The sequence below is a fragment of the Bacillus sp. AFS029637 genome (genome assembly GCF_002584985.1).
Lineage (GTDB): Bacteria > Bacillota > Bacilli > Bacillales > Bacillaceae_G > Bacillus_A.
Map to the genome: position 1 here is coordinate 49712 of NZ_NUPZ01000022.1, position 23625 is coordinate 73336.

The window sequence follows — 23625 nt, forward strand, 5'->3', positions numbered from 1 at the left end:
AAGTATACTTCGGAGTAATTATGCTCATTTGTTTAAGTGTATTTCCATTCGTAAATGATTCACGGAGCCTGTTAATTTTATTCACTCAAATCTTCATCTTTGCTATTTTTGCAATGAGTTTTGATGTATTGCTTGGGTATACAGGAATTGTATCGTTCGGTCACTGTATGTTCTTTGGGATAGGAGCATATGGGGTAGCGCTTTTATTTGATCGGCAAGGAGTATCAATAACGAACTTTTTAATAGGAATTGTAGCTGCAATTATCGTTTCGGCAATTGTTAGTTATATAATCGGTTTGCTTTCTTTACGGTTGAAAAGTCACTTTTATGCAATGTTAACACTTGCTATTTCACAGTTGTTTTTCGTACTTGCTGAAAAATGGCGTGGGCTTACCCACGGGGGAGATGGTTTTACATTTGGTGTGCCAGATGTATTTCGTGATCGTTTTACATTTTATTATGTAACATTCATATGTCTAATTATCATTTTCATTGTGTTACGTCTTTTCACAAAATCATCTATTGGAAAAGTATTGAAAGCAATCTCACAAAATGAACAACGTGTTGAAGCGCTTGGATACAAAGTTCTTCATTATAAAATAATCGCGAGTGTAGTGGCGGGAGTAGTAGCTGCAATTAGCGGTGGGTTATTTGTTATCACATTGCGCTTTGTAAATACGACAGTATTTTCAATTGAAATGACATTAAATGCATTGTTGATGACAATGATTGGAGGAGTTGGAACGTTAATAGGAGCCATTGCTGGAGCTGGCATAATTGAATCGCTGAAATATTATTTATCAGAACTAGCGACGGAGTATCGGATTTTTGAAAGATGGACGATTATGCTAGGTTTATTGTATATTATCGTGTTGCTAGTTTTTCCGAAAGGATTAGTTGGAACGGTTAAGAAGTTGAAGGGCTTTAAAAGGAGGAAGAAGGAGAAAAGCGCAGGAGTGGAGCAAAACGTGTGAAAAAACAATTGTATATAATATAAAAATCCCTCCTTTCGATTAGTGAAGGAGGGATTTTTATTGGTGTAGGTAATTAGTTAGTCTGTAAACATAGTAATTCTATTAATAAAATAGTTCATCAGGGATATGTTTTATAAAGTTTCCATTCGTAAAAAAATGAACAGCTAATTTCTCTATGGGAACATCTTCAATGGTTACTAATATATCATTTTTAACCGGCAAAAAAGCTATTCCTTTTCCATCATTAATAAATTCTTCAATAAGCGAATAAGAATCCAATTGTTGAAGTTGATGCTGGGATAGACCGTTTTCTTTAAGAAATTGTATTGTCTTATTTCGAAAAGGACACTTCTTATCGTTACTTACGAAAAAAAGTTCCTTTGAATAGTCAATGGTATACTTTTCTTTCGTTTTTAATAAGCCTACAGAAATTGATGTAGTAAACACTTTTTTAAACGCTACGTCGGAATAATCCTCATACGTTATGACCATATCAACTTTTTGTTGCTGTAGTAGTTTTTGTAAATGGCTACTACTTTCTATGTATATTTGATAATTCCTGAAATTTTCTTTAATACGCTTACTTAAATAACTTGTCAAAATAGATTGTGACGTCGCTATTACAAAAGCAGTACCGCTCGCTTTAATTTCATTTTTGGCTTCTTCTAATAGAGTTAATATTTTATTCGTGTAGTCTAATAAAATGTCACCAGAAGGTAACAGAGAAACACCTTTGTTATCTCTATGTAGTAAAGGAGTTTCTAACTCTTGTTCTAATTTTTTAATACGCTCCGTTACGTTCGGTTGAACATACCCTAATTCTTTAGCAGCTTTACTAATAGAACCCTCACTGGCTACAGTTTTGAATATGATAAGATCATTAATTTCCATGTATCTCAGCCCCTTGTTTGGTATCATTATAAATGATATCAAACATAATTTATACCTATTTTACGTCAGCCGGTCGTCGACTTATCATTATATATATAAGATCGAAAGAGAGTGATAATCATGATTGGAATGCAATATAAGGTCATTTTACCAAAGGATTATGACATGGGGATTATTAAGAAAAGGGTAAAGGATAATGGGTATAAAACAGATGGTTTTCAAGAACTGAATTTCAAGGCGTATTTAATTACTGAGGCAGGTAAAGATGGGAATTTCTATAACTGTTATGCACCTTTATATATTTGGAATAGTCATGAAGGAATGAACAAATTTATATTTGAAGGGTATTACGATAATATTTTACAATCGTTTGGATGGCAACAAATACATATAGGTGTCCCTTTAGTGATTAATTTAAGTAATGAGTTTAAAAAAAGTAGGTATGCTGTTGAATATGTAGGGAGTATTTCTCAAAAGGAATCATTGATTGGGAATCAATTTAACAGTTCGAATCATAATGTCCAAAATACAGAAAATTGCTTGGGAAATGTGGTAGTATATAATCCGGATAAATGGGGATATAGTCAGTTTCATTTTTATGAAGAGAAGCCTGAAGTTGAAGAAATGAAGGATATTACAATATATGAGGTTTTACACATTTCACAGTAGATATGAAAGATAGCTTATTTATAAAAAAATCCATTTTGAGTAAAGTAAAAAGGTTCAAAATGGATTTTTCTTAATTATCTTATGTATACTCAAAACAAATTACTGCTTTTCTTAATTCTTTATTGAAGAATAAGTATACACGATCTGCACCATAAGCTTGAAAATAATATCCTGTGACAAATCCAACATATGTAAAGGGATGACCATATTCATCTTTTGGTACATATAGAAGATTAGTATAGTCAAAAATTTCGTCTTCGTTAACGCAGTCTTCTAATAATTCTTTGCCTTCTTCTGTCATAAAGCGTATATCATTTAGGAACCCATTTACCTCGGGATAATTTAATCCCCAGCCATTTGTTTGTTTTTCAGCAAACTCTTGTTCTAATAATTCTACAGATGTAAATTCTTTTCCAAAACTAGAATAAGGATAAATTTTTTGATTGCGATTGAAATATTCTTTACGGATTTTATAGTTTTTTTCATTAAACTCGTAGGCTTTTTCTATAATATCAGAATGATTTTGTTCAATTTTAAAGTAATTCCAATTTGCTTCGAATTTATATTTCCCATCAATGACATCGAAGCCTATTGTATCTGCTTTCGTATAATTTGTGTGAAATGATTGGGTGAAATCACCAACGCACCCTTCGTGAATTTCCTTTGCTGACACAATATGTAACCATTCGTCCCATTCCGGTTCAATACATTGTAAGTTTATAGAGCAAATGGGTAAAAAGTGTTTTTTATGCAGTTCCAAATTATCATAAAATACTTCTTCATATGCAGGAAACGGTTTTATAAATTGTTTAGAAATATGCATGGCCTGTCCACCTTTATACGAGTTTTTTGTTTAATTTTATCATATTATTTGAATTTTTTCTTATTTGAAACTTTAAGATACTCATATTTATCCCGCTATTTGTAGGCAGTAAAACTCCCACCTCTAGGCTGAAGCAAAGAAGTAAGGTGGGAGTCGGGCTAATAATCAGTGGGGGGTGAACAAAACCTCCACTGATTAAAGTTTCACTTTACGAGAAGAAAGAATTCGTAAGTAAGGTAGATATCTCATTTTTGAGATTTTATCATACGTCGAAAAGACGAGGAGTGAAGTGATACTTCATACTTATAAATCGCTTTACTATATTCGACACAAAATGACAACATGCTGTTCGTCCATCTGTTATCATAATATATAGTTTTTTTGGGGTTTTTATCATTTTTATATTGGGGGAAGGGAATTTATGTTTAAAAAAATTGGGACAATCACTCTAGCAGGGACATTAGCTTTCAGTTTATCGGCATGCGATGAGAAGGAAGAAGTAGCTAAAACCGTATCAAATAATACTAAGGAAGAGCAAAGTAGTGAAAAAAAAGAAGATGCGAAGAAAGAAGATACAAGGGAATATAATGTTGAAAAAACTACTCAAATTAGAGATCAAAAATTAACAGTCCATAAGGTGCAAATAGCACAAGTGGCAGAATATGATAAGCTGGAAAAAGGTAATGAGTTTGTTATTGTTCATGTTACAGTAGAGAATGTTGGTAATCAAAAAGTTAGAATTAACCCATTAGATTTTTACCTTGAAAGAGGCGATGGAAGTGTTGTTGACCATACATTTTCAACTAGCAATAAAAATATTTTTAAAATTAATGATGTAGATCCAAATGGTAAGTTAACAGGAGCGATAACATTTGAAGCGAAAAAAGGTGATTCTAATCTTCAATTAATTTATAGACCTGATGTTATGTCTAAAGAGGAAGTAAAAGTGAAACTTAAATGATTTATCTCGTAAAAGCCCGATTTGTGTAGACAAGGGTCTTTTATGCAAATCTATACAAGTTTTAAATGAAAACGGTAAGCTTGAATGAAATGACGGTACGGCAAAAATATTAGGTTAGATAGTGTGAATTTCAAACATACCGTTTTGGAAAACAAAAATAAATGTATGATAAGGATTAGGCATTGGAGCTTAATCCTTTTTGTATGGAGATGTAGAGAACGGCAAGTAGACCTGACACTACACGAGTGATGCATTTCGATATAACTTATTGTTTCAAGTTTAAATAAGTTGAGTTGTATAAAAAAAATGTAATTATCACTTGCATTACTATCACTTGCGTAGTAAAGTGATAGTAAGATAAACGCTAGGAAGTGATGAATCATGCGTGATAATACAATAGGATCGTTAATATGGTTACGTTTAATACGATTTACGAACCAAAGTAATCAAATGTCAAATGAGTTTTTAAAACGTTTTGATTTAACGACAGCACAATTTGATGTACTTTTACAAATACGGACTTATCAGCCGTTAACGCAAATGGAGTTAGCTGAGAAGGTTACTGTTACACAAGGTGGTATTTCTCGAATGTTAACTCGCCTTGAAAAAGAAGGTTATATTATACGAAAACAAGATTGGAAGACGAAAACCATTAGTCTTACAGAGCAAGGGGAAGGGGCTTTAGAAAGAGCATTGCCAGAACAACTTGCATTTCAATCATCATTTTTTGATGATGTATTAAATGAAGAAGAGCAGAAAATACTTTATGAGTTGATGACAAAAGTTCATAAGCATAGTGAAAAAAAAGAATTACCGAGTGAGTAATTTTTTTTACAGAATCAATTGACTAATCAAGTGATTAGAGAAAAGTTAATACCGATTAATAAAGGAGAGCGCAATTATGGAAAAATACCGTATGGATACAAGTAAAGGAATTGAGTTTGGATTATATTCAATTGGGGATCATATTTTAAATCCGCATAATGGAAAAAAATTAAGTGCAGGGGAGCGAATCCGTGAGCTTATTGAAACTGCTAAGTTAGCGGATGAGGCTGGACTTGATGTATTTGCAGTTGGTGAAAGTCATCAAACGCATTTTACAACGCAAGCTCACACAGTAATTTTAGGGGCTGTTGCACAAGCAACGAAAAATATTAAAATAGCGAGTTCTGCAACAATTTTAAGTACATCAGATCCAGTTCGAGTATATGAGGATTTTGCGACTATTGATTTAATTTCTAATGGTCGTGCTGAAATCGTAGCTGGTCGTGGTTCTCGCATTGGAGGATATAGTTTACTTGGTTACGATGTAAATGATTATGAAGAGCTATTTGAAGAGAAGATGGATCTTTTACTAAAAATTAATAAAGAAGAAAATGTAACATGGAAAGGGCAGTTCAGAGCACCACTTGAACGTGCAGGTATTATTCCAAGAGCTAAAAATAATAACTTACCAATTTGGCGTGCGGTTGGTGGTCCACCAGCTAGTGCAATAAAAGCGGGGCGCGCAGGTGTTCCGATGATGATAACAACACTTGGCGGACCAGCTATTAATTTTAAAGTTTCAGTAGATGCTTATCGTGAGGCGGCTGCGCAAAGTGGATTTGATCCAGCTAGTTTACCAATTGCAACAACGAGTTTATTCTATACAGCAGAAAATTCACAGGATGCGCTAAGTGAATATTATCCTCACATTAATGCGGGAATGATTGCATTACGTGGAGGCGGATATCCGAAGCAACAATTTACAAATGCGCTAGATTACCGTGACGCGTTAATGATTGGCAGCCCGCAGCAAATTATTGAAAAAATGCTTTATCAATATGAATTATTTGGACAACAACGTTTTATGGCACAAATCGATTTTGGTGGTGTACCATTTGACAAAATTGAGAAAAACATCGAATTAATTGCTACTGAAATTTTACCAGCTGTTAGAAAACATACAGCGAAATAATTTGAAAATACCGAGAATCGAATGGATTCTCGGTATTTTTTTATGTATGTATTACGTTTGAAAAAGTGACAAAAAAATGAATTTTAGTTTAGAGAAAAGGGAGTTTTTTTCTATTTTTGAATAACAAAATGATAGGATTGAATATTAAAAATATATTTTTTTCTTGACAAAAAAATAGTGTTTTTTCTGGTTGGCTCTAAGGACATTTTTTTGAAGGGAAGTCAAATACATAAAGAGAAAAATAATGTTTTTATTAATATAAAAGCAAGTTTAACATTCAAAAAATGCATTTTATTAATGAGAAAAAAATCATTCAAAAAAATACCAAAAGACATATTTCAGACAAAATGATGTCAAGAATACGTCAAAAATCAGCTGAATTTATTATGTAAGTATATTATACAATTCGATTAACGAATAAAAACACTACAGAAATAGTGAAAAGGTAAAAAATAGAAGTGTAATAGTTCGAAAAACTGAAATTTCATATTTTATGAAAATACATACAGGATGATTTTATCTTTTCGTATTTCTTATTAATTGAGTTCATTAAGAGTGCTCAATTAATTTTTATGATAAAAACTATGAGGGAAGTGAGTTTAGCATGGAAACGCTCGAATTGGCACGAATACAATTCGCATCAACAACGATATTTCATTACTTGTTCGTTCCACTGTCCATTGGTTTAGCTTTTATTATTGCGTTAATGCAAACGTTGTATGTAGTAAAAGGGCAAGAAGTATATAAGAAGATGGGGAAATTTTGGACACAAATATTCCTTGTAAACTTTGCGGTAGGTGTAGTAACAGGTATTTTACAAGAGTTTCAATTTGGTATGAACTGGTCAACGTATTCACGTTTCGTAGGTGATGTGTTTGGTCCATCACTTGCAATTGAAGGATTATTAGCATTTTTCATTGAGTCTACATTCCTAGGTTTATGGGTATTTGGTGAGGATAAACTACCAAAGAAAATTCACCTTTTATGTATTTGGCTTCTTTCAATTGGAACGATGTTATCAGCGTTTTGGATTTTAACTGCAAATGCATTTATGCAGTCACCTGTAGGATATGAAATGGCAGCAGATGGTCGCGCACAGATGAATGATTTCTTAGCGATTATTCAAAACCCACAACTATGGGTGCAATTCCCGCATACAATTACAGCGGCACTTGCAACAGGGGCATTCTTTATTGCTGGTGTTAGTGCATGGAAAATTACAAAACAACAAGAGACTGAGGTGTTTAAGAAGTCTTTCCGAGTTTCTATCGTTGTTGGAACAATTTCAACAGCATTGGTATTATTTTTCGGTCATGCACAAGCGCAAAATTTAATTAAGACACATCCGATGAAAATGGCGGCAGCTGAAGCATTATGGAATACGAGTGAGGATCCAGCGCCATTTACGGTATTTGCAAAAATTGATACAGAGAAGAAAGAAAATTCGTTTGAAATTCAAATCCCTTATATGTTAAGTCTATTGTCATACGATAAATTTAGCGGTCAAGTAGAAGGTATGAATCAAATTCAAAAACAATATGAAGAAAAATATGGACCTGGGGATTATATTCCGCCAGTACATACAATGTTTTGGAGCTTTAGAGCGATGGTAATGAGCGGAACGTTCATGTTACTTTTAGGAGCTTACGGATGGTTCTTATCAAGAAAAGATCGATTAGCTGAAAAAACGTGGTATTTAAAATTAATGGTGTATGCAATTTCACTACCGTTTATCGGTAATACTGTCGGATGGGTTATGACTGAAATGGGTCGTCAGCCATGGGTAGTATTTGGTGTCATGAAAACAGAAGATGCTGTATCACCAAATGTAACATTCGGTGAAGTGTTATTCTCACTTATTTCATTCACATCAATGTATTTAATTATGGGTGGAATTTGTGTTTACTTATTCGTTCGTATCATTAAAGGTCATACGAATAAGAAAACGAAAAAGGATAATCAAAGCCATGATCCATTTGATAAGGAGGAAGAGTATGTTATCTCTTAATGAGTTGTGGTTTATAGTTATTGCAATCTTATTTGTAGGATTTTTCGTACTGGAAGGTTTTGATTTTGGTGTAGGAATGGTTTCGAGGTTTTTAGGGGAAAATGATTTTGAAAAACGAGTGTATTTAAATACAATTGGACCGTTCTGGCACGCGAATGAAGTATGGCTTGTTTGTGCTGGTGGCGCTATGTTTGCGGCATTTCCGCACTGGTACGCAACTTTATTTAGTGGTTTTTATATTCCATTTGTCTTTATGCTACTTGCCTTAATTTTAAGAGGGGTTTCCTTTAAGTTCCGTGCAAAAATAGATAATCATAAATGGAAGAGTGCATGGGATTGGGGGATGTTTATAGGAAGTATGTTACCTCCTATCCTTTGGGGAGTTGCAATTGCAAACTTTATGGTAGGTGTACCTATTGATGAGAGTAAAAATGTTGTAGGGGGATTCCTGCAATTACTTCATCCATTTGCGTTACTTGGAGGAGTGATGTTCCTTCTACTATGTATTGTTCACGGATTACAATTCCTTACAATACGTACAACTGGTAAATTGAGAGAACGTGCACGAATTGCTGCAATAAAAATTGCACCATTTTCATTAATTACGCTTCTTATTTTTGCTGGTATAGGGTTGTGGAAAACCGATATTTTCACTGCTCATGGAACAGAATGGATTATGGTGCCAATTGGAGCTTTTGTAGCACTATTAATGTCTACTGTATTAAATAAAAGAAGAAGAGATGGTTGGGCTTTCTTTATGACGAGTTTAACAATCATTTTACTAAGTGCGAGTGTATTTATCGGTATGTTCCCACGTGTTATGATTAGCTCTTTAGGAGCGATGAATGATTTGACAATTTACAATGCAGCATCAGGGGCTTATGCATTAAAACTTATGACTTACTTTGCGATTGCTATTTTACCTTTCGTTATCGGAAGTCAAATATGGAGTTATTATGTATTTAGACAACCTGTTAAGTCAGACAACGATTTGGAGTACTAATGAAAAGAAAAAGAGGACTTCCGTCTTATCCCGGTAGCCGTATTTTATATGTAGCGTTAACGATTATTAGTATTTTAGAAGCTTTTAGTATTCTTGCATTAACAACCTTTTTAGCGCGCGCTATTACATTTTTATTTCATGGAGAGACAGTACAAACAGTGTTAAGTGAAATTGTTTATTTTGGTATCTCGTTTGTAGCGCGTCAAATATTAGTTCGAATATCACAAATAGTAGTGGAACGTTTTGCTGAAAAAACAGGGGCGTTACTAAGAAAACAGTTAATAGAGGCATATTTCACATTAGGTCCAAGGTATGTTCAAACGGTCGGAACAGGTCATCTGGTTACCTTGTCGATTGAAGGGATTGAGAAATTTAAAACATATATTGAATTAACAATTCCTAAAATGATTAGAAGTAGTATCGTTCCAGCCCTAATTGTTTTATATGTTTTTACGCTAGATATTGAATCTGGAATCATTTTAGTTGTAACGATTCCGATTGTGATCATATTTATGATTCTTCTAGGATTAGCAGCGCAGAAAATGGCTGATAGTCAATATGAGACGTATCGTGTACTTTCTAATCATTTTGTAGATACGTTAAAAGGATTAGAAACATTAAAGTATTTAGGAAAAAGTAAACAGCACGAAGGAAAGATTGAAAAAGTAAGTAAAAGATATAGAAAAGCGACGATGCGAACTTTGCGAGTTGCTTTTCTTTCTTCTTTTGCATTAGATTTCTTTACGAGTTTATCAATCGCATTTGTAGCAGTAGGCTTAGGAATTCGTTTAATAGACGGAACGATTCTTTTATTGCCTGCTCTTACTATATTAATTTTAGCTCCGGAATATTTTCTTCCCATCAAGCAAGTTGGAGCGAATTATCATGCTACTTTAGATGGACAACTGGCTATGGAGCAAATTGAAGGGATTTTACAGCGACAAAAGGCAATGGAAATAAAGGATTCAAATGTAGAGGTTACATGGGATTCTTCGAGTAGCTTAAAGTTACAAGCTATAAAAGTAAATAACGATGAATCTGATAAGGCGATATTAGAAGGAATTGATTTTACTTGGAAAGGTAACGGTGCTATTGGCATCATTGGTGAAAGTGGAGCTGGAAAATCGACGATAATTGATGTGTTGGCTGGATTTTTAGCTCCATCTAAAGGGAAGATGCTAGTAAATGGTGTGAACATGGACGGAACTACTCGTGCGGCTTGGCAAAAAAACATTGCTTATATTCCGCAGCAACCTTATATTTTTCCGCTTTCATTAAAAGATAACATTTGTTTCTATGAAACAAATACAACTGATGAAGAAGTGGAAAGAGTTATTAACGAAGTGGGTCTCCGTTCACTCGTTGCATCACTTCCAAATGGGATGAATGAGAGAATTGGAGAAGGTGGACGTATGCTTAGCGGCGGACAAGAACAGCGTGTTGCTATGGCACGTGCACTTTTAAGTAAAAAACCAATTATTTTATTAGACGAGCCTACGGCGCATCTTGATATTGAAACTGAATTTGAAATAAAGCAAGCAATGTTACGTCTATTTAAAGGTAAATTAGTATTTCTCGCAACACATCGTCTGCATTGGATGAAACAAATGGACCATATTCTCATTTTAAATAAAGGAAAGATTGAAGAAAGTGGAACATATGAAGAACTTTTAGAAAATGAGACATTACATTTTCATAGGAAAGGGAGGGAGTAGAGATGAGTAGCTGGATTAAACCTTATATAAAGCAAAATAAAGGTAGAATGACTTTGACTATATTTCTTGGGCTTCTCGGAGTTAGTTCAGGTGCGATGTTACTTTTCATTTCAGGTTATTTAATCTCTAAATCTGCTCTCAGACCAGAAAATGTAATGGTTGTATATGTTCCTATTGTTGCAACGCGTGCGTTTAGTATAGGGCAAGCTGTTTTTCATTATATAGAGCGGTTAGTGGGACATGATGTCGTACTACGAATATTGGAAAGAATGAGAACGAAATTATACAGAATAGTAGAACCACAGGCGTTATTTTTCCGTTCACGATTTCAAACAGGTGATGTGTTAGGTGTACTATCCGAAGATATAGAGCATTTGCAAAACCTATATTTACGTACAATATTCCCTAGTATATTGGCACTAGTTGTATATAGTATATTCGTACTTGTTATTGGTGCATTTGATGTTGTGTTTGCATTCATTACAGGGTGTATGTTGGCTATTATCGTTTTTCTGCTCCCATTTGTATCATTACTATTAATGAAGCGACATCATGTTACTTTGAAGCAAGGAAGAAACCGCTTGTATCAACAATTAACAGATGCTGTTTTTGGACTATCAGATTGGCAGGCAAGTGGTAGAAAAGATGAATTTATTAATGAGTATGTAGAGCAAAATGCTCAGTTGTTAAAAACGGAAAAGAGAGTGAAACGCTGGTATCATATTCGAGACAGCCTCATTCAGTTAGTAGTAGGGATTGTAGTGATTTCAATGATTATATGGACTGGGAATGAAGCCGCAAGTGCACAGATTGCTCCTACAGTTATCGCAGCTTTCGTATTAATGACATTATCTGTAACAAATGCGCTTATTCCAATTGCAGATGCCGTCGATCGAATTCCATCGTATGTAGAATCTACTCATCGTCTTAAGCGCGTAGAAAGTGATAGTATGTTACATGATGAAATGGATTTGCATGGAGATAAAGATTACGTTGCACCAAAACATGTAGATATTGAATTGAATCATGTATCATATATGTATCCCGATAGTAATGAGATGATATTAAAAGATGTATCATTACAAATAAAAGCAGGAAAGAAAATTGCTATTTTAGGCAGAAGTGGGACAGGGAAATCTACTTTACTAAAATTGTTAACAGGGGCGTTACGCCCGGTAAATGGCGAAGTTTTATTAAATGGTGAACAAGCTCATACGAATCTTTTATCCAAATACATTTCTGTATTAAATCAAAAACCGCATTTGTTCGATACGACAATTGGAAATAATGTACGAATCGGTAAACCAGAGGCGGCTGATAAAGAGATATGGAAAGCTTTAGAGAAAGCACAATTAGCTTCGCATATTACTTCTCTTCCAGATGGGTTACAAACAAAAATGCATGAAATGGGAAAGCGGTTTTCTGGTGGGGAAAGACAAAGGGTTGCTTTTGCTAGAACCCTTATGCAAGAAACACCAATCGTTGTACTTGATGAACCGACTATCGGTTTAGATCCAAAAACAGAATTGTCTTTAATCGAAACAATGTTTTCTGCAACTGAAGAAAAGACCGTTATTTGGATTACACACCATCTTGTAGGAATAGAACATGTAGATGAAGTTATATTCCTTGATTGTGGTCAAATTGTAATGCAAGGCAGTCATGAACAACTTCTTAAAGAAAACGAAAAGTATCGTATGCTTTATGAACTTGATAAAGGCATTTAAATATGTCATAAAAAACACAAATTCTTGATAGCTCAAGGTTTGTGTTTTTTTGTAAGATTCGAATGGTTTCATTGAAGATGGTGTTTAAAATCTATCTGTCTAAGGCAATACTGAGCCATAGTGAATGTAAAGTTGGAGGGCGAGAGTATATGTTTGATGAGGATGGGATTGTTTTAATTATGGAACCTGCTGATGAACTGAACATGAGGAGATTTATTTTTACAGTACCAAAGTCAGTTTACGAAAAGAAGGGACTTTCATTACACTACGGAACAGCTATAGGACAAGGATATATGGATATAATTGAAGACATTATTAGCGTACATATAGAAATAGATGTTGTAACGATAATAGGACATGTAAGAGGATAAGTAGTAATTTGAAAAAGGTTATAAGCAATTTAGCTAGAAGTTATGAAGGGAAGCATATAGGGAATTATAAAGACGAAGGGAGTATAATGTGAAAATAAAATCCATTTTATTAGTATTTATAGTTTCAATGGGTTTAATAGGTTGTTCGATGGTAGAGGAAGGGAAGAACTCATTAGATTATGCTCAAAAAGCAACAGACTATGTGAATGAAGTCAGTGCATTTGCAAATGAAGCACCAGCATTAGTTGAAAAGGCTATTAATGATGGTGAAGCTCGTAAAGAATTGGAAACGAAGCTGAATGAAATTAAGCAAGATATACCTGCTTTCAATGAATTAACACCACCAGATGTAGCGAAGGATCTTCATGAGCAAATTGTTGGCTATAATGAGAAGTTAAGTGAATTGATTGATACATCTATGAAAAAGATAGAGGAAGGAAAAATGGATGTAGAGCAATTTAAAAACTCTGAGCTTATGCAGACGATAGATCAAGTGCGAGATTTGAAAGATAAGGTGCAAAATTTAGGACAATAATAAAAAGCTCTGTTTTTAATAAACAGAGCTTTTTAATGTTTTCTAAAAGAAAAGCTCACCATATTTTCTTCCTATAATATAAGTGTTATTAGACGTTCCATTTGTCTAAAATATGTATTGTCTTATTGGTTGCATCCATTTCTATTTTAATACCGATAGGCATAGTGATCATTGGATGGGTATGACAACAATCAAAGTCAGCTAAAAAAGGGATTTTTTGATTTTGTAGCACTTCTAATAGTATTTCGTAAGGCTTTCGATTTGTGCCGCAATCATCAAATTGCTCATGTTTTCCAAGAATGATACCTGAAACTTTATCAAATATGCCGTTAATCTTAAGTAAGGAAAAGCTTCTTTCAATAGTAGCTGCATCTTTTGAGCTATCTTCAATAAATAGAATATCTCCTTCTTGAATATGAGGCATATAGGGGCTGCCCCAAATTCCTTGTATTGTATTTAAGTTCCCGCCAATAATGCGCCCAGTAGCACGTCCATTCGTTACAGAAATCCAATTATTTGGCCTCAGTTCTTTTTCTTTCGTCTTCTCTTCCCAATTCATATATTCATCTGACCAAAATAACGGTTGTTTTATATGATAAGGAAGAGGTTGATTATGCAGTAACGTTTCTGCAAAATATTTATATGTATAATCTACAAAAGGTTCAAATTCTCCAAAGGAAGGAACAAGTGCGGGACCATAAAATGTAGGGATTCCTGTTTTTGCATAAATACCTAGTAATAAAGCGGTCGCATCTGAATAACCAATCATTATTTTAGGGTTATTTTGAAAAGCACCATAATCAATATAAGGTAATAATGAATTAGAATTCATGCCGCCAATTGTTGACATAATGCAAGAGACATTAGGATTTCTTATCAAGTCATTTAGTTCCTCAGCACGCTCCTGTATACTGCCAGAACGATAGTAATCATGTCGGCCTGTTAGGGAACCTTCTAATATACGAAATCCTTTCTGTTGTAAGTAAGATTTTGCTCGTGCAAATCTTTTTGGAGAAGTGTAGGTAATTGGTGAAGAGGGCGAGTATATGCCGATTGTATCTCCATATTTCAATGGTTTTGGAAGTATCATTTGTATGAATCCTTTCTATTATATAGTTTTTTTGGGTTTTGATATAATTGAATTTTCTCATATTTCGTTATTGTAAGTTTAACATAGCTGAAATAATAATTGTTGTAGCTAAATAAATATACTTTTTATCTTGACGATATAAAGTAATTGTTGTTAAGGTTAAATTTGAGTGTATAAAAGGTTACAAAAGGAGTTTTAAAATGAAGCAGTTGAAATGGGGAATAATGGCAATCCTATCAGTAGTAATTTTGGGTATATGTTGGTTCTTTTTCCAAGGAGCTCAAAAGAGTGGGGACAGCGTAGATGCTCAACCTTTACAGGTAGCTGAGTTACCTAAAATAGGGCTCTCTGACAAGGAAGTTCCACAAAAGTATATTCCACCAGAAATTAATGCGAAGGCGGCTATCGTTATTGATGCGAGTGATGGTGATGTTATTTATCAAAATAACGAGAATGAGGCTTTTGCGCCAGCTAGTATGTCTAAGATGATGACAGCATATCTTCTATTAGAAAGTGTACATAATGGGAAAGTTCGCTGGGAAGATCCTGTGAAAATAAGTGCAAAAGCGGCACAAACCGAAGGTGCGAGAATTCCAGTACAAGTTAATGATACGTTAACTGTAAAAGATTTATACCATGCGTTAATGATTGAGTCAGCTAACAATTCAGCAGTTGCTTTAGCTGAGCATCTGGCAAAGACGGAGAAAGATTTTGTTCAGATTATGAACGCGAAAGCGAAACAGTTGGAAATGTCGGAACATGCTAAATTCGCAAATGCTTCAGGGCTACAAGAGCCTGATGGAAGTGAAACGAAGATGACGGCTGCTGATGTTGGAAAATTAGCGTATCACCTTATAAAAGATTATCCTGAAATATTAGAAGTAACGCATTTAAGACAGAGTCAGTTAGCATTTAATAATACTACAGTTACAAATACAAATGAAATGTTAAATGAAAATAATAAAAGTTTACATATAGAAGGAATGGACGGGCTAAAAACAGGATTTACAGATAGTGCTGGGTATTGTTTTACAGGTACTGCAAAACAAGGTGATAATCGAATTATTACAGTTGTGATGGGGACATCGAGTAAAACAAAACGTTTTTCAGAGACGAATAAGTTAATGTCGTATGCATTTGGATTAGTTAATTAAGTAAAATATCGTTGTAAATTGCTACATAAGCAAGATTGTTTGTTGTTACTTATTTTAGATAACAATAAACAGTCTTTTTATTTTCATTGTAAAAAGGGGAAATATGCTAAAAATAAGTGTAATCGTTTGAGTTTGCATCCTCATATTGATATTATAAAGTTATAAACTTATTAATAATAAGTTTGAGGGGCGTAATATGATGTATACATATGAAATGGCCTCAAATGAAAATTGGAGGGAATTATGATGGCAAAAGATTTTTACGCAGCAATTGAAGACAGAAGATCTATTTACGCAATAAGCAAAGAGCAAGTAGTTTCTGATGAAAAAATTCAAGAAGTGATTTATCATGCTGTAAAACATACACCTTCAGCTTTTAACTCTCAAAGTGCTCGTGTTGTTGTTTTGCTAGGAGAACAACATGATAAATTATGGGATATTACGAAAGAAACGCTACGAAAAATTGTACCTGAAAATAACTTTGCGCCTACTGAAGAAAAAATGAATGCATTTAAAAGTGGTTATGGAACGGTTTTATTCTTTGAAGATAGTCAAGTAGTGGAAGAACTGCAACAAAACTTTGCATTATATAAAGAAAATTTCCCGATTTGGTCTCAGCAATCTTCAGGTATGTTACAATTTGCAATTTGGACAACTTTAGAAATTGAAGGATTTGGTGCTACATTGCAACATTATAATCCGTTAATTGATGAAGAAGTAAGAAAAGAATGGGATGTTCCAGGGAATTGGAAACTAACTGCACAAATGCCGTTTGGTAAACCAGTAGCACCTGCTGGTCAAAAAGAATTTCAACCATTAGAAACTCGTGTGAAAATTTATAAATAATGTAGAAATTATAAAAGGTGAACAGGAATATAACCTGTTCACCTTTTTATACGTAATAAGGATTTTTTTGCTCTGCATTTTTCATCTGATTTTTTAATTCGTTTTTAAGCGTTTCAATAGTCGATATTTTTTGTGATGTTATAAATGAGGCGAATTGAATAACTGCATAGTACAGTTCTATATTTTTATTTATAGGGTTATCTATTATATTTTTCACAAATACACCTCCCCTTTTTATTCAAATAAGAATCTCATTAAAAAAATCAATCCGCTAAAATTTCGTTTTATTTGGATGTGTATATAATACTAGAATTATCCTGGGAATTCCATAGTTAGAAAAAATGTGTAGTTGGTAGGTATGTGTTTTCGTTAAAGTAGAAATGAGGTTTTGTGAACTAAATCTTACAATTCGTCAAATTGTTTCGGAATTGTATATAGTATAGGGAATTAGTTTTCTAAAAATATTATACTATTGATAAATAAAGTCTTTTTTGTCATGATAAGAGTACACTTCATGTAAGTAACTTTATAAGGAAACACATACTTTATTTTGTATTAGGTTAATAGAATTTTTTGTAGTGGATAGACAATGAAAATTCTATATTAAAATATCAAATGAAATGTCGAATTTTAATGCAATACATAAGAAATTTGAAAAAACCGTTGCAAAAACAGTGTGTTTAATGGTAAAGTTCACATGAAGTTCACACGGATTTCACTTCGTTCGTTTAAAATGAACTCTGTGTGAAAAATAAAACTCTTGTTAAAAAATGGAACTTGATGAATATTTTACTTTGATAATATTGTAAAGTATTAAGTTTGTAAGTTTTTTTTAAGAGGATAGTAGGGAAAGGAAGTAAAGACAACTTATGAAAAAAATAATTGCAGGTTTAGCAGCAGCTTCAGTAGCAGGTGTTGCAGTTCCAGGTATGGATTCTGCTCATGCACAAGTTTCAAACGAAGCGCTAAAAGAAATTAATGGACAAACTCAAACACAAACTCAAACGACTGTAACTGAAACAAAAACTGTAGAAACAAACTCTGATTTAAAATACACAGTAACTGCTGATGTATTAAATGTTCGTTCAGGTGCTGGCACAGGACATAACGTTATTTCTAAAGTGAAATCAGGTCAAGTACTACAAGTAATTGGACAAGAAAACGGTTGGTTCAAAGTTAATGTAAACGGTCAAACTGGTTATGTAAGTGGTGACTTCGTAACGACTGGTGGCAAAACAGGAACTACTGTTCAACAAGGAACAGGTACTTACACAGTAAACGTTTCTTCACTTAACGTACGTACAGGCCCAAGTACATCTCATACAGTATTAGGCTCTGTAAATAAAGGTAAAACAGTACAAGTTGTAGGTGAAGTACAAGATTGGTTTAAAATCAACTTCAATGGTGGAACTGGATACGTAAGCAAAGACTTCGTAACAAAAGGTGGTTCTGCTGTATCTAACCAAACACAACAACCAACTACAAACAACAATACTACTACAGTTCAAACTGGTGGTTCTTATGTTGTTAACACTGGTGCTTTAAAAGTACGTACAGGCCCAGCTACATATAACGCTGTAATCGGTGGAGTAACGAACGGTACAGTATTAAACGTTACTGGCGCTGAAAATGGTTGGTATAAAATTAACCATAACGGCCGCACAGGTTACGTAAGTGCAGACTTTGTTAAGTTTGTAAAAGGCGGAGTGAACAATGTAGTTACTGGTGGTAACCAAGGTTCTAATCAAGGTTCTAACCAAGTACAAAAACCAACAGCGCCAACAGGTGGAGATACATCTTCAATCGCTGGATTCGCTAGATCATTAAATGGTTCACCATACAGAACTGCTGGTACAACACCTGCTGGTTTTGACTGCAGTGGATTCATTCACTACGTATTAAATCAAACTGGTCATACAGGCGCTCGTCAAACAGTTGCTGGATACTGGAGCTCTAAAACAAAAACTAGCAATCCACAACCAGGTGATTTAGTATACTTCCAAAATACTTATAAATCAGGTCCTTCTCACATGGGTGTTTACTTAGGAAACGGTCAGTTCATTAGTGCAGAAACTGATGCAACTGGTGTACGTATTAGTTCTGTAAACAACTCTTACTGGAGCAAGCACCTATTAGGTTATACAAAAGCATACTAAGAAAAAGTAGTTTTATATACTTTTCGTATAGAGAAAAGGCTTTCCAGGGAAACTTGGGAAGCCTTTTTATAGTTGAATAAATTGGGAGTGTAGTAGTTTTTACTTTAACTTCCCATTTAAAAATCGATCGTATAGGTCATGGAAGTAGTTAGGACGAAATAAGTTTGCTGCATGTCCTGCTAAAGGTATTTCTTTATATAGAACATTTGGCAAGATAGACTTTAAATCAAAAAGACAAGATTTATAGAGATGATCATGTTCGCCCATTACCCATAGTATAGGGTGGGGAAGTGATTTTAATTTAGATTTTAAATCGAATTCTAACCGGTGTCGTAATGATTGGGCAATAATTGAAGAATGTAATTGTAATCCGAAACGGTAATAAATATTTCTAGAAATAACTGCGAATGGATTCGCTTTTAGTATGCCGCTCGGAAAAATAGTATTTGCGTATTGAGAGAGCCATTTAGAGTATTCATCTCCTCGTTTCTCCCAAAAATTTTGAAATACGCTATATAAACGAGAAGGGTTATTATAATGTCCACCAATATGACAAATGCTTAATACTTTTTCGGGGTGCATTTGTGCAAAAATTGTAGAGATATAACAACCATAGCTTAAAGCGCAAATATGAGCCTTTTTAATGCCTTCTTTTTCGTATAAGCTCAATAATTGATCAACGAGGCGCTGTAATGAAAAATCGATAGCTTCTCCTTTATCGTCACCGTGACCTAATAAGTCATAAGTAATAATGTTGTAGGAGGCAGAAAATCGTTTATGCTCTTTTTTGAAGGCGCGACGATTGCCAACTAATCCATGAATAAAAATGATTGTTTCCTTTTCGGAATGTATATTTGTTTGCAAAAAGGATACTCCTTTCAATAACTGGAGATGTATATAGTGTTTTAATTAGCTATCTATAATCCACATAGAATAATATTAAGTACCAGGTAATAATATCAGATATTTATATATGTTGTAAAGATGAGTTTTTATGTATATTTTGTAAAAATAGAAAAAGTGTGTTTACATTCAGTTTACATTTGTATTGTATTCTAGTTTTAGAAAGAACAGTTTGGTTTAACACGAGGAGATGAACATGAATGGAAGTTAGAAATGAAGTGAAGAAAAAAGGGAATTGGAGGCAGTTTTTACGCCTTATTCAAGATACAAATCCTCCGAAAGGGATTCTTGTTTTTGCATTATTAATGAGTTTGCTTTCTACGGGAGCGAGCCTATTTATTCCGATGTTAACAAAAGGATTAGTAGATAATTTTTCGCTGTCGTCAATTAGTACAGGACAAATTGTTGGATTAGTTGCCTTCTTCATTATGCAAACTATCGCTGCAGGATTGTCTATATATTTATTAAATTATATTGGACAGAAGATTGTTGCGGGACTGAGGGAACGATTATGGAAAAAGGTGCTTATTTTGCCGGTATCCTATTACGATAAAAATAGAACAGGTGATACAATTAGTCGTATGACAAATGATACAGGTGTTGTGAAGACGTTGATTTCTGAGCACTTATCAAACTTATTAACTGGCGGTATTTCAATAATTGGATCGTTAATTGTATTATTTGTTTTAGATTGGAAAATGACAGCTTTACTATTAACGGTTATTCCATTGTCTGTGCTAATTTTAGTGCCGCTTGGACGGAAAATGTATAAGATTTCAAAAGCACTTCAAGATGAAACAGCTTCTTTTACAAGTGTGTTAACGCAAGTATTATCAGAAATCCGTTTAGTGAAATCTTCAAATACAGAAAAAAGAGAATATGAAACAGGTAATACAGGTATACAAAAGTTATTGCAATTTGGCTTGAAAGAAGGAAAAGTGCAAGCGCTGATTTCACCAGTTATGTCGTTTGTTTTAATGGCACTACTTGTTATCATCGTAGGATATGGTGGAATGCGCGTTTCTAGCGGTGCTTTAACAACAGGAGAACTGGTAGCATTTATTTTATATTTAGTTCAAATTATTATGCCGATGAGTCAATTATCTATGTTCTTTACACAATTTCAAAAGGCAATTGGTGCAACAGAAAGAATTAATACGATTTTAGAATATGAGGTAGAAGACCATGAAACTGGTATGAAAGTTACAAATGCTAAGCAATCGATAGTTCTTGAAAATGTACATTTCGAGTATAACGAAGAAGAGCAAGTGTTAAAAAATATTGATTTCACAATTGAATCAGGAAAAGTAACAGCAATCGTAGGGCCAAGTGGTAGCGGGAAAACGACGTTATTCTCACTATTAGAACGTTTTTATGAGCCAACTAGCGGTGCTATTAAATTAGGGAAAGATTCAATTACGAACTATTCATTACAGTCATGGCGACGTCAAATTGGTTACGTTTCACAAGATAGTCCGTTAATTGATGGAACGATTCGTGATAATATTTGTTACGGTGTTGAGGGCGAAGTGACAGATGAAGAAATTGAAAAAGTAGCAGCGATGGCATATGTTGATGCATTTATTCATGATTTGCCAAACGGATATGCAACAGAAGTTGGAGAGCGTGGTGTGAAGCTTTCTGGAGGACAAAGACAGCGAATTGCCATTGCCCGAGCGTTACTTCGAAATCCACAAATTCTTATGTTAGATGAAGCAACTTCAAGTCTAGATAGTAAATCAGAATCTGTCGTTCAAAAGGCATTAAATAATTTAATGAAAGGCAGAACAACGTTAGTTATTGCACATAGACTTTCTACTGTAGTAGATGCAGATAAAATTATCTTTATAGAAAAAGGGAATCTTACTGGTAGCGGTACGCATGATGAATTGTTACGCACACATGACATGTATCGTGAATTTGCAACGCAACAATTGAAAATTAAAGAGGGTGCATTATAAAATGAATCATCAGTGGGGTTGTACTCCGCTGATGATTCATTTTTAAAAGTTTTACCAAGGATGCTAATTAGAAAGGAAATGGTTCCTTTGATACTTAACATTTTAATAGTAGACGATGATCCGCATATTAGAGAACTTGTGTCTGTATTTTTAGAAAGAGAAGGTTTTCAAACATATGAAGCAATTGATGGACTAGATGCACTTCAGAAAATAGATGAAGTGAAAGTTGATATGGTTATTCTTGATATTATGATGCCGAATATGGATGGATTTGATGTATGTTTTGAATTAAGAAAATACTATGATATCCCGATTCTGATGCTAACTGCTAAAGGAGAAACGTCTCAAAAAGTAAAAGGATTTCACCTTGGAACAGATGATTATCTTGTAAAACCATTTGATCCTATAGAATTAGTAGTGAGAGTAAAGGCGTTATTGAAACGTTACCAAATTACAGTATCGCAATCAATTCAAGTTGGGCATGTATTGTTGAATCGTAAAACATTTGAAGTGACACTCGGAGAGCAAACGGTTACACTGCCGTTAAAAGAATTTGAATTGCTCTTTACATTAGGATCTAAAGCAGGAAGAACTTGTTCGAGAGAGCAATTAATTGAAGACGTATGGGGGTATGATTTTGAAGGGAATGAACGCACATTAGACGTTCATATTAATCGGTTACGTGAAAAGTTTCAAGAAGAAAAGTCGAAGTTTAGTATTAAAACGATAAGAGGCTTAGGCTATCGCTTAGAGGTAAGTAAATGAGAAGAAGAGAACGAATGAGTAAGTTGAAGATGTTGAAAGTAATTGGGGCGGTAATAGCGCTCTTTTCTTTTCTCACTATAATTTGGTCTATCGCATTTTATGTGGCATCTAGCATATTAGATGCTTTTGAAATAAACGTATCGCCGTTTGTTACTTTTTTAATTAGTGATATGGTCGGCTTTGTATTTATTGTTCTTATTTGGGTATTGATCGGAGTGTTAATGAGACCGAAGCGAGAGGCAATGATTTGGACTATTATTGAACCGATACAAAAAATTGCAAAAGGGGACTTCTCTGTAAAAATACGAAATGAAGAAAAGTATGATGGTGAAATTGGTGTACTCGTAAAAAGTATAAATGATATGACAGATGAACTGAATGCAATGGAAAAAATGAGACAAGAATTTGTATCGAATGTTTCGCATGAAATACAGTCACCATTAACTTCCATAAAAGGGTTTGCTAGAGCGCTACAAGATAACAATCTTTCTGAGGAAAAAAGAAAGCATTATCTTACCATTATTGAAACGGAAACAACGAGATTATCTAAACTGAGTCAAAACTTACTGAAGTTAACCCTTTTAGAATCAGAAGAATATACACCAGAAAGAGTGACCTATCGATTAGATCAACAGTTAAAGCAAATTGTATTAACTAGTGAGCCGCTCTGGGTTGAAAAAGAAATTGAGTTAGAACTTAATTTAGAGAAAGTACACATTACTGCCGACCAAGAAAGTATGAGTCAAGTATGGATTAATTTAATTCATAACAGTATTAAATTTACTCCAAGTGGTGGCACAATTACAATTCAGTTACAAGAACATGAGAAGTTCGTAGAAATACGTATTCATGACACGGGAATTGGGATATCCGAAGAACAGAAACAACATATTTTTGAACGTTTTTATAAAGCGGATTCTTCACGAAATCGTACGTATGGAGGAAGTGGCTTAGGTTTAGCCATCGTAAAAAAAGTACTCGACCTTCATCAAGGAGAAATAAAAGTCGAGAGTGAGGAAGGGAATGGTACGGAATTTATTGTGCGTATTCCTAAATATGAAGGAAATTAGTGTTAGGAGGAAAGCTTTCTAACACTAATTTTCTTTAAAAAATGTA

The 23625-nt window shown here is 34.0% G+C and carries 22 protein-coding genes; 17 read left to right on the forward strand and 5 right to left on the reverse strand.

What is annotated here, in order from left to right; translation table 11 throughout:
• Positions 1-20 precede the first annotated feature (20 nt).
• The gene (locus tag COE49_RS09730) at positions 21-974 is read left to right on the forward strand and encodes a branched-chain amino acid ABC transporter permease (RefSeq protein WP_141556626.1); all 954 of its coding nucleotides are present in this window, start codon (positions 21-23) and stop codon (positions 972-974) included.
• A 102-nt stretch (positions 975-1076) separates the two neighbouring features.
• Here the strand turns inward: COE49_RS09730 and COE49_RS09735 are convergent, their stop codons facing one another.
• Positions 1077-1865 (reverse strand): LysR family transcriptional regulator, encoded by a 789-nt coding sequence (locus COE49_RS09735; RefSeq protein WP_088230590.1) that lies wholly within the window; start codon positions 1863-1865, stop codon positions 1077-1079.
• Positions 1866-1985: 120 nt separating this feature from the next.
• Between COE49_RS09735 and COE49_RS09740 the strand changes: the two genes are divergently transcribed.
• Positions 1986-2534 (forward strand): DUF4865 family protein, encoded by a 549-nt coding sequence (locus tag COE49_RS09740; RefSeq protein ID WP_088230589.1) that lies wholly within the window; start codon positions 1986-1988, stop codon positions 2532-2534.
• Positions 2535-2613: 79 nt separating this feature from the next.
• Here COE49_RS09740 and COE49_RS09745 read toward each other — a convergent pair whose 3' ends face one another.
• Positions 2614-3357 carry a siderophore biosynthesis protein gene (locus tag COE49_RS09745; RefSeq protein ID WP_088230588.1) on the reverse strand — a complete coding sequence of 248 codons (744 nt, stop codon included), beginning with the start codon at positions 3355-3357 and terminating at the stop codon, positions 2614-2616.
• A 421-nt stretch (positions 3358-3778) separates the two neighbouring features.
• On the opposite strand from COE49_RS09745, the gene COE49_RS09750 reads away from it, so the two are divergent.
• The 9 genes from COE49_RS09750 to COE49_RS09790 all read left to right on the forward strand — a co-directional run bounded on the left by COE49_RS09750 (position 3779) and on the right by COE49_RS09790 (position 13634).
• A complete protein-coding gene (locus COE49_RS09750) occupies positions 3779-4318 on the forward strand; it encodes a DUF4352 domain-containing protein (RefSeq protein WP_088230587.1) in 540 nt (179 codons plus the stop codon).
• A gap of 381 nt (positions 4319-4699) precedes the next feature.
• Positions 4700-5143: a MarR family winged helix-turn-helix transcriptional regulator gene (locus tag COE49_RS09755; protein WP_088230586.1), complete on the forward strand. Its 444-nt coding sequence runs from the start codon at positions 4700-4702 to the stop codon at positions 5141-5143.
• 76 nt (positions 5144-5219) lie between these two features.
• Positions 5220-6275: an LLM class flavin-dependent oxidoreductase gene (locus COE49_RS09760; RefSeq protein WP_088230585.1), complete on the forward strand. Its 1056-nt coding sequence runs from the start codon at positions 5220-5222 to the stop codon at positions 6273-6275.
• A gap of 604 nt (positions 6276-6879) precedes the next feature.
• Positions 6880-8283 carry a cytochrome ubiquinol oxidase subunit I gene (gene cydA / locus COE49_RS09765; protein ID WP_088230584.1) on the forward strand — a complete coding sequence of 468 codons (1404 nt, stop codon included), beginning with the start codon at positions 6880-6882 and terminating at the stop codon, positions 8281-8283.
• Positions 8270-9286 carry a cytochrome d ubiquinol oxidase subunit II gene (cydB, locus tag COE49_RS09770; protein ID WP_088230583.1) on the forward strand — a complete coding sequence of 339 codons (1017 nt, stop codon included), beginning with the start codon at positions 8270-8272 and terminating at the stop codon, positions 9284-9286. Before cydA ends, cydB begins: the two co-directional genes overlap by 14 nt.
• On the forward strand, positions 9286-11001 hold the full coding sequence (cydD, locus tag COE49_RS09775) for a thiol reductant ABC exporter subunit CydD (protein WP_088230582.1): 1716 nt from the start codon (positions 9286-9288) through the stop codon (positions 10999-11001). Before cydB ends, cydD begins: the two co-directional genes overlap by 1 nt.
• Before the next feature lie 2 nt (positions 11002-11003).
• Positions 11004-12728, forward strand: coding sequence for a thiol reductant ABC exporter subunit CydC (gene cydC / locus COE49_RS09780; RefSeq protein ID WP_088230581.1), 1725 nt, complete (start codon positions 11004-11006; stop codon positions 12726-12728).
• 149 nt (positions 12729-12877) lie between these two features.
• Entirely contained in the window at positions 12878-13099 is a 222-nt protein-coding gene (locus COE49_RS09785) for a hypothetical protein (RefSeq protein ID WP_140417346.1), read from the forward strand.
• An 88-nt stretch (positions 13100-13187) separates the two neighbouring features.
• Entirely contained in the window at positions 13188-13634 is a 447-nt protein-coding gene (locus COE49_RS09790) for a DUF6376 family protein (protein WP_088230579.1), read from the forward strand.
• Between the two features lie 88 nt (positions 13635-13722).
• Here the strand turns inward: COE49_RS09790 and COE49_RS09795 are convergent, their stop codons facing one another.
• Positions 13723-14724 (reverse strand): S66 family peptidase, encoded by a 1002-nt coding sequence (locus COE49_RS09795; protein ID WP_098252246.1) that lies wholly within the window; start codon positions 14722-14724, stop codon positions 13723-13725.
• A gap of 200 nt (positions 14725-14924) precedes the next feature.
• On the opposite strand from COE49_RS09795, the gene COE49_RS09800 reads away from it, so the two are divergent.
• Entirely contained in the window at positions 14925-15878 is a 954-nt protein-coding gene (locus tag COE49_RS09800) for a D-alanyl-D-alanine carboxypeptidase family protein (protein WP_088230577.1), read from the forward strand.
• A gap of 243 nt (positions 15879-16121) precedes the next feature.
• On the forward strand, positions 16122-16724 hold the full coding sequence (locus tag COE49_RS09805; protein WP_170933760.1) for a nitroreductase family protein: 603 nt from the start codon (positions 16122-16124) through the stop codon (positions 16722-16724).
• A gap of 46 nt (positions 16725-16770) precedes the next feature.
• Here the strand turns inward: COE49_RS09805 and COE49_RS09810 are convergent, their stop codons facing one another.
• A complete protein-coding gene (locus COE49_RS09810; protein ID WP_088230575.1) occupies positions 16771-16962 on the reverse strand; it encodes a DNA mismatch repair protein MutT in 192 nt (63 codons plus the stop codon).
• Positions 16963-17593: 631 nt separating this feature from the next.
• Between COE49_RS09810 and entFM the strand changes: the two genes are divergently transcribed.
• Positions 17594-18880 carry an enterotoxin EntFM gene (gene entFM / locus COE49_RS09815; protein ID WP_088230574.1) on the forward strand — a complete coding sequence of 429 codons (1287 nt, stop codon included), beginning with the start codon at positions 17594-17596 and terminating at the stop codon, positions 18878-18880.
• Between the two features lie 99 nt (positions 18881-18979).
• Here entFM and COE49_RS09820 read toward each other — a convergent pair whose 3' ends face one another.
• Positions 18980-19744 (reverse strand): alpha/beta fold hydrolase, encoded by a 765-nt coding sequence (locus tag COE49_RS09820; RefSeq protein WP_088230573.1) that lies wholly within the window; start codon positions 19742-19744, stop codon positions 18980-18982.
• A gap of 239 nt (positions 19745-19983) precedes the next feature.
• On the opposite strand from COE49_RS09820, the gene COE49_RS09825 reads away from it, so the two are divergent.
• From COE49_RS09825 to hitS, 3 genes are all read left to right on the forward strand, one after another.
• Entirely contained in the window at positions 19984-21744 is a 1761-nt protein-coding gene (locus tag COE49_RS09825) for an ABC transporter ATP-binding protein (protein WP_088230572.1), read from the forward strand.
• Between the two features lie 87 nt (positions 21745-21831).
• Positions 21832-22509: a response regulator transcription factor gene (hitR, locus tag COE49_RS09830; RefSeq protein WP_218012486.1), complete on the forward strand. Its 678-nt coding sequence runs from the start codon at positions 21832-21834 to the stop codon at positions 22507-22509.
• Positions 22506-23579, forward strand: a complete 1074-nt coding sequence (hitS, locus tag COE49_RS09835) for an envelope stress sensor histidine kinase HitS (RefSeq protein ID WP_098945888.1) — start codon at positions 22506-22508, stop codon at positions 23577-23579. Before hitR ends, hitS begins: the two co-directional genes overlap by 4 nt.
• The last annotated feature ends 46 nt before the right edge of the window (positions 23580-23625 follow it).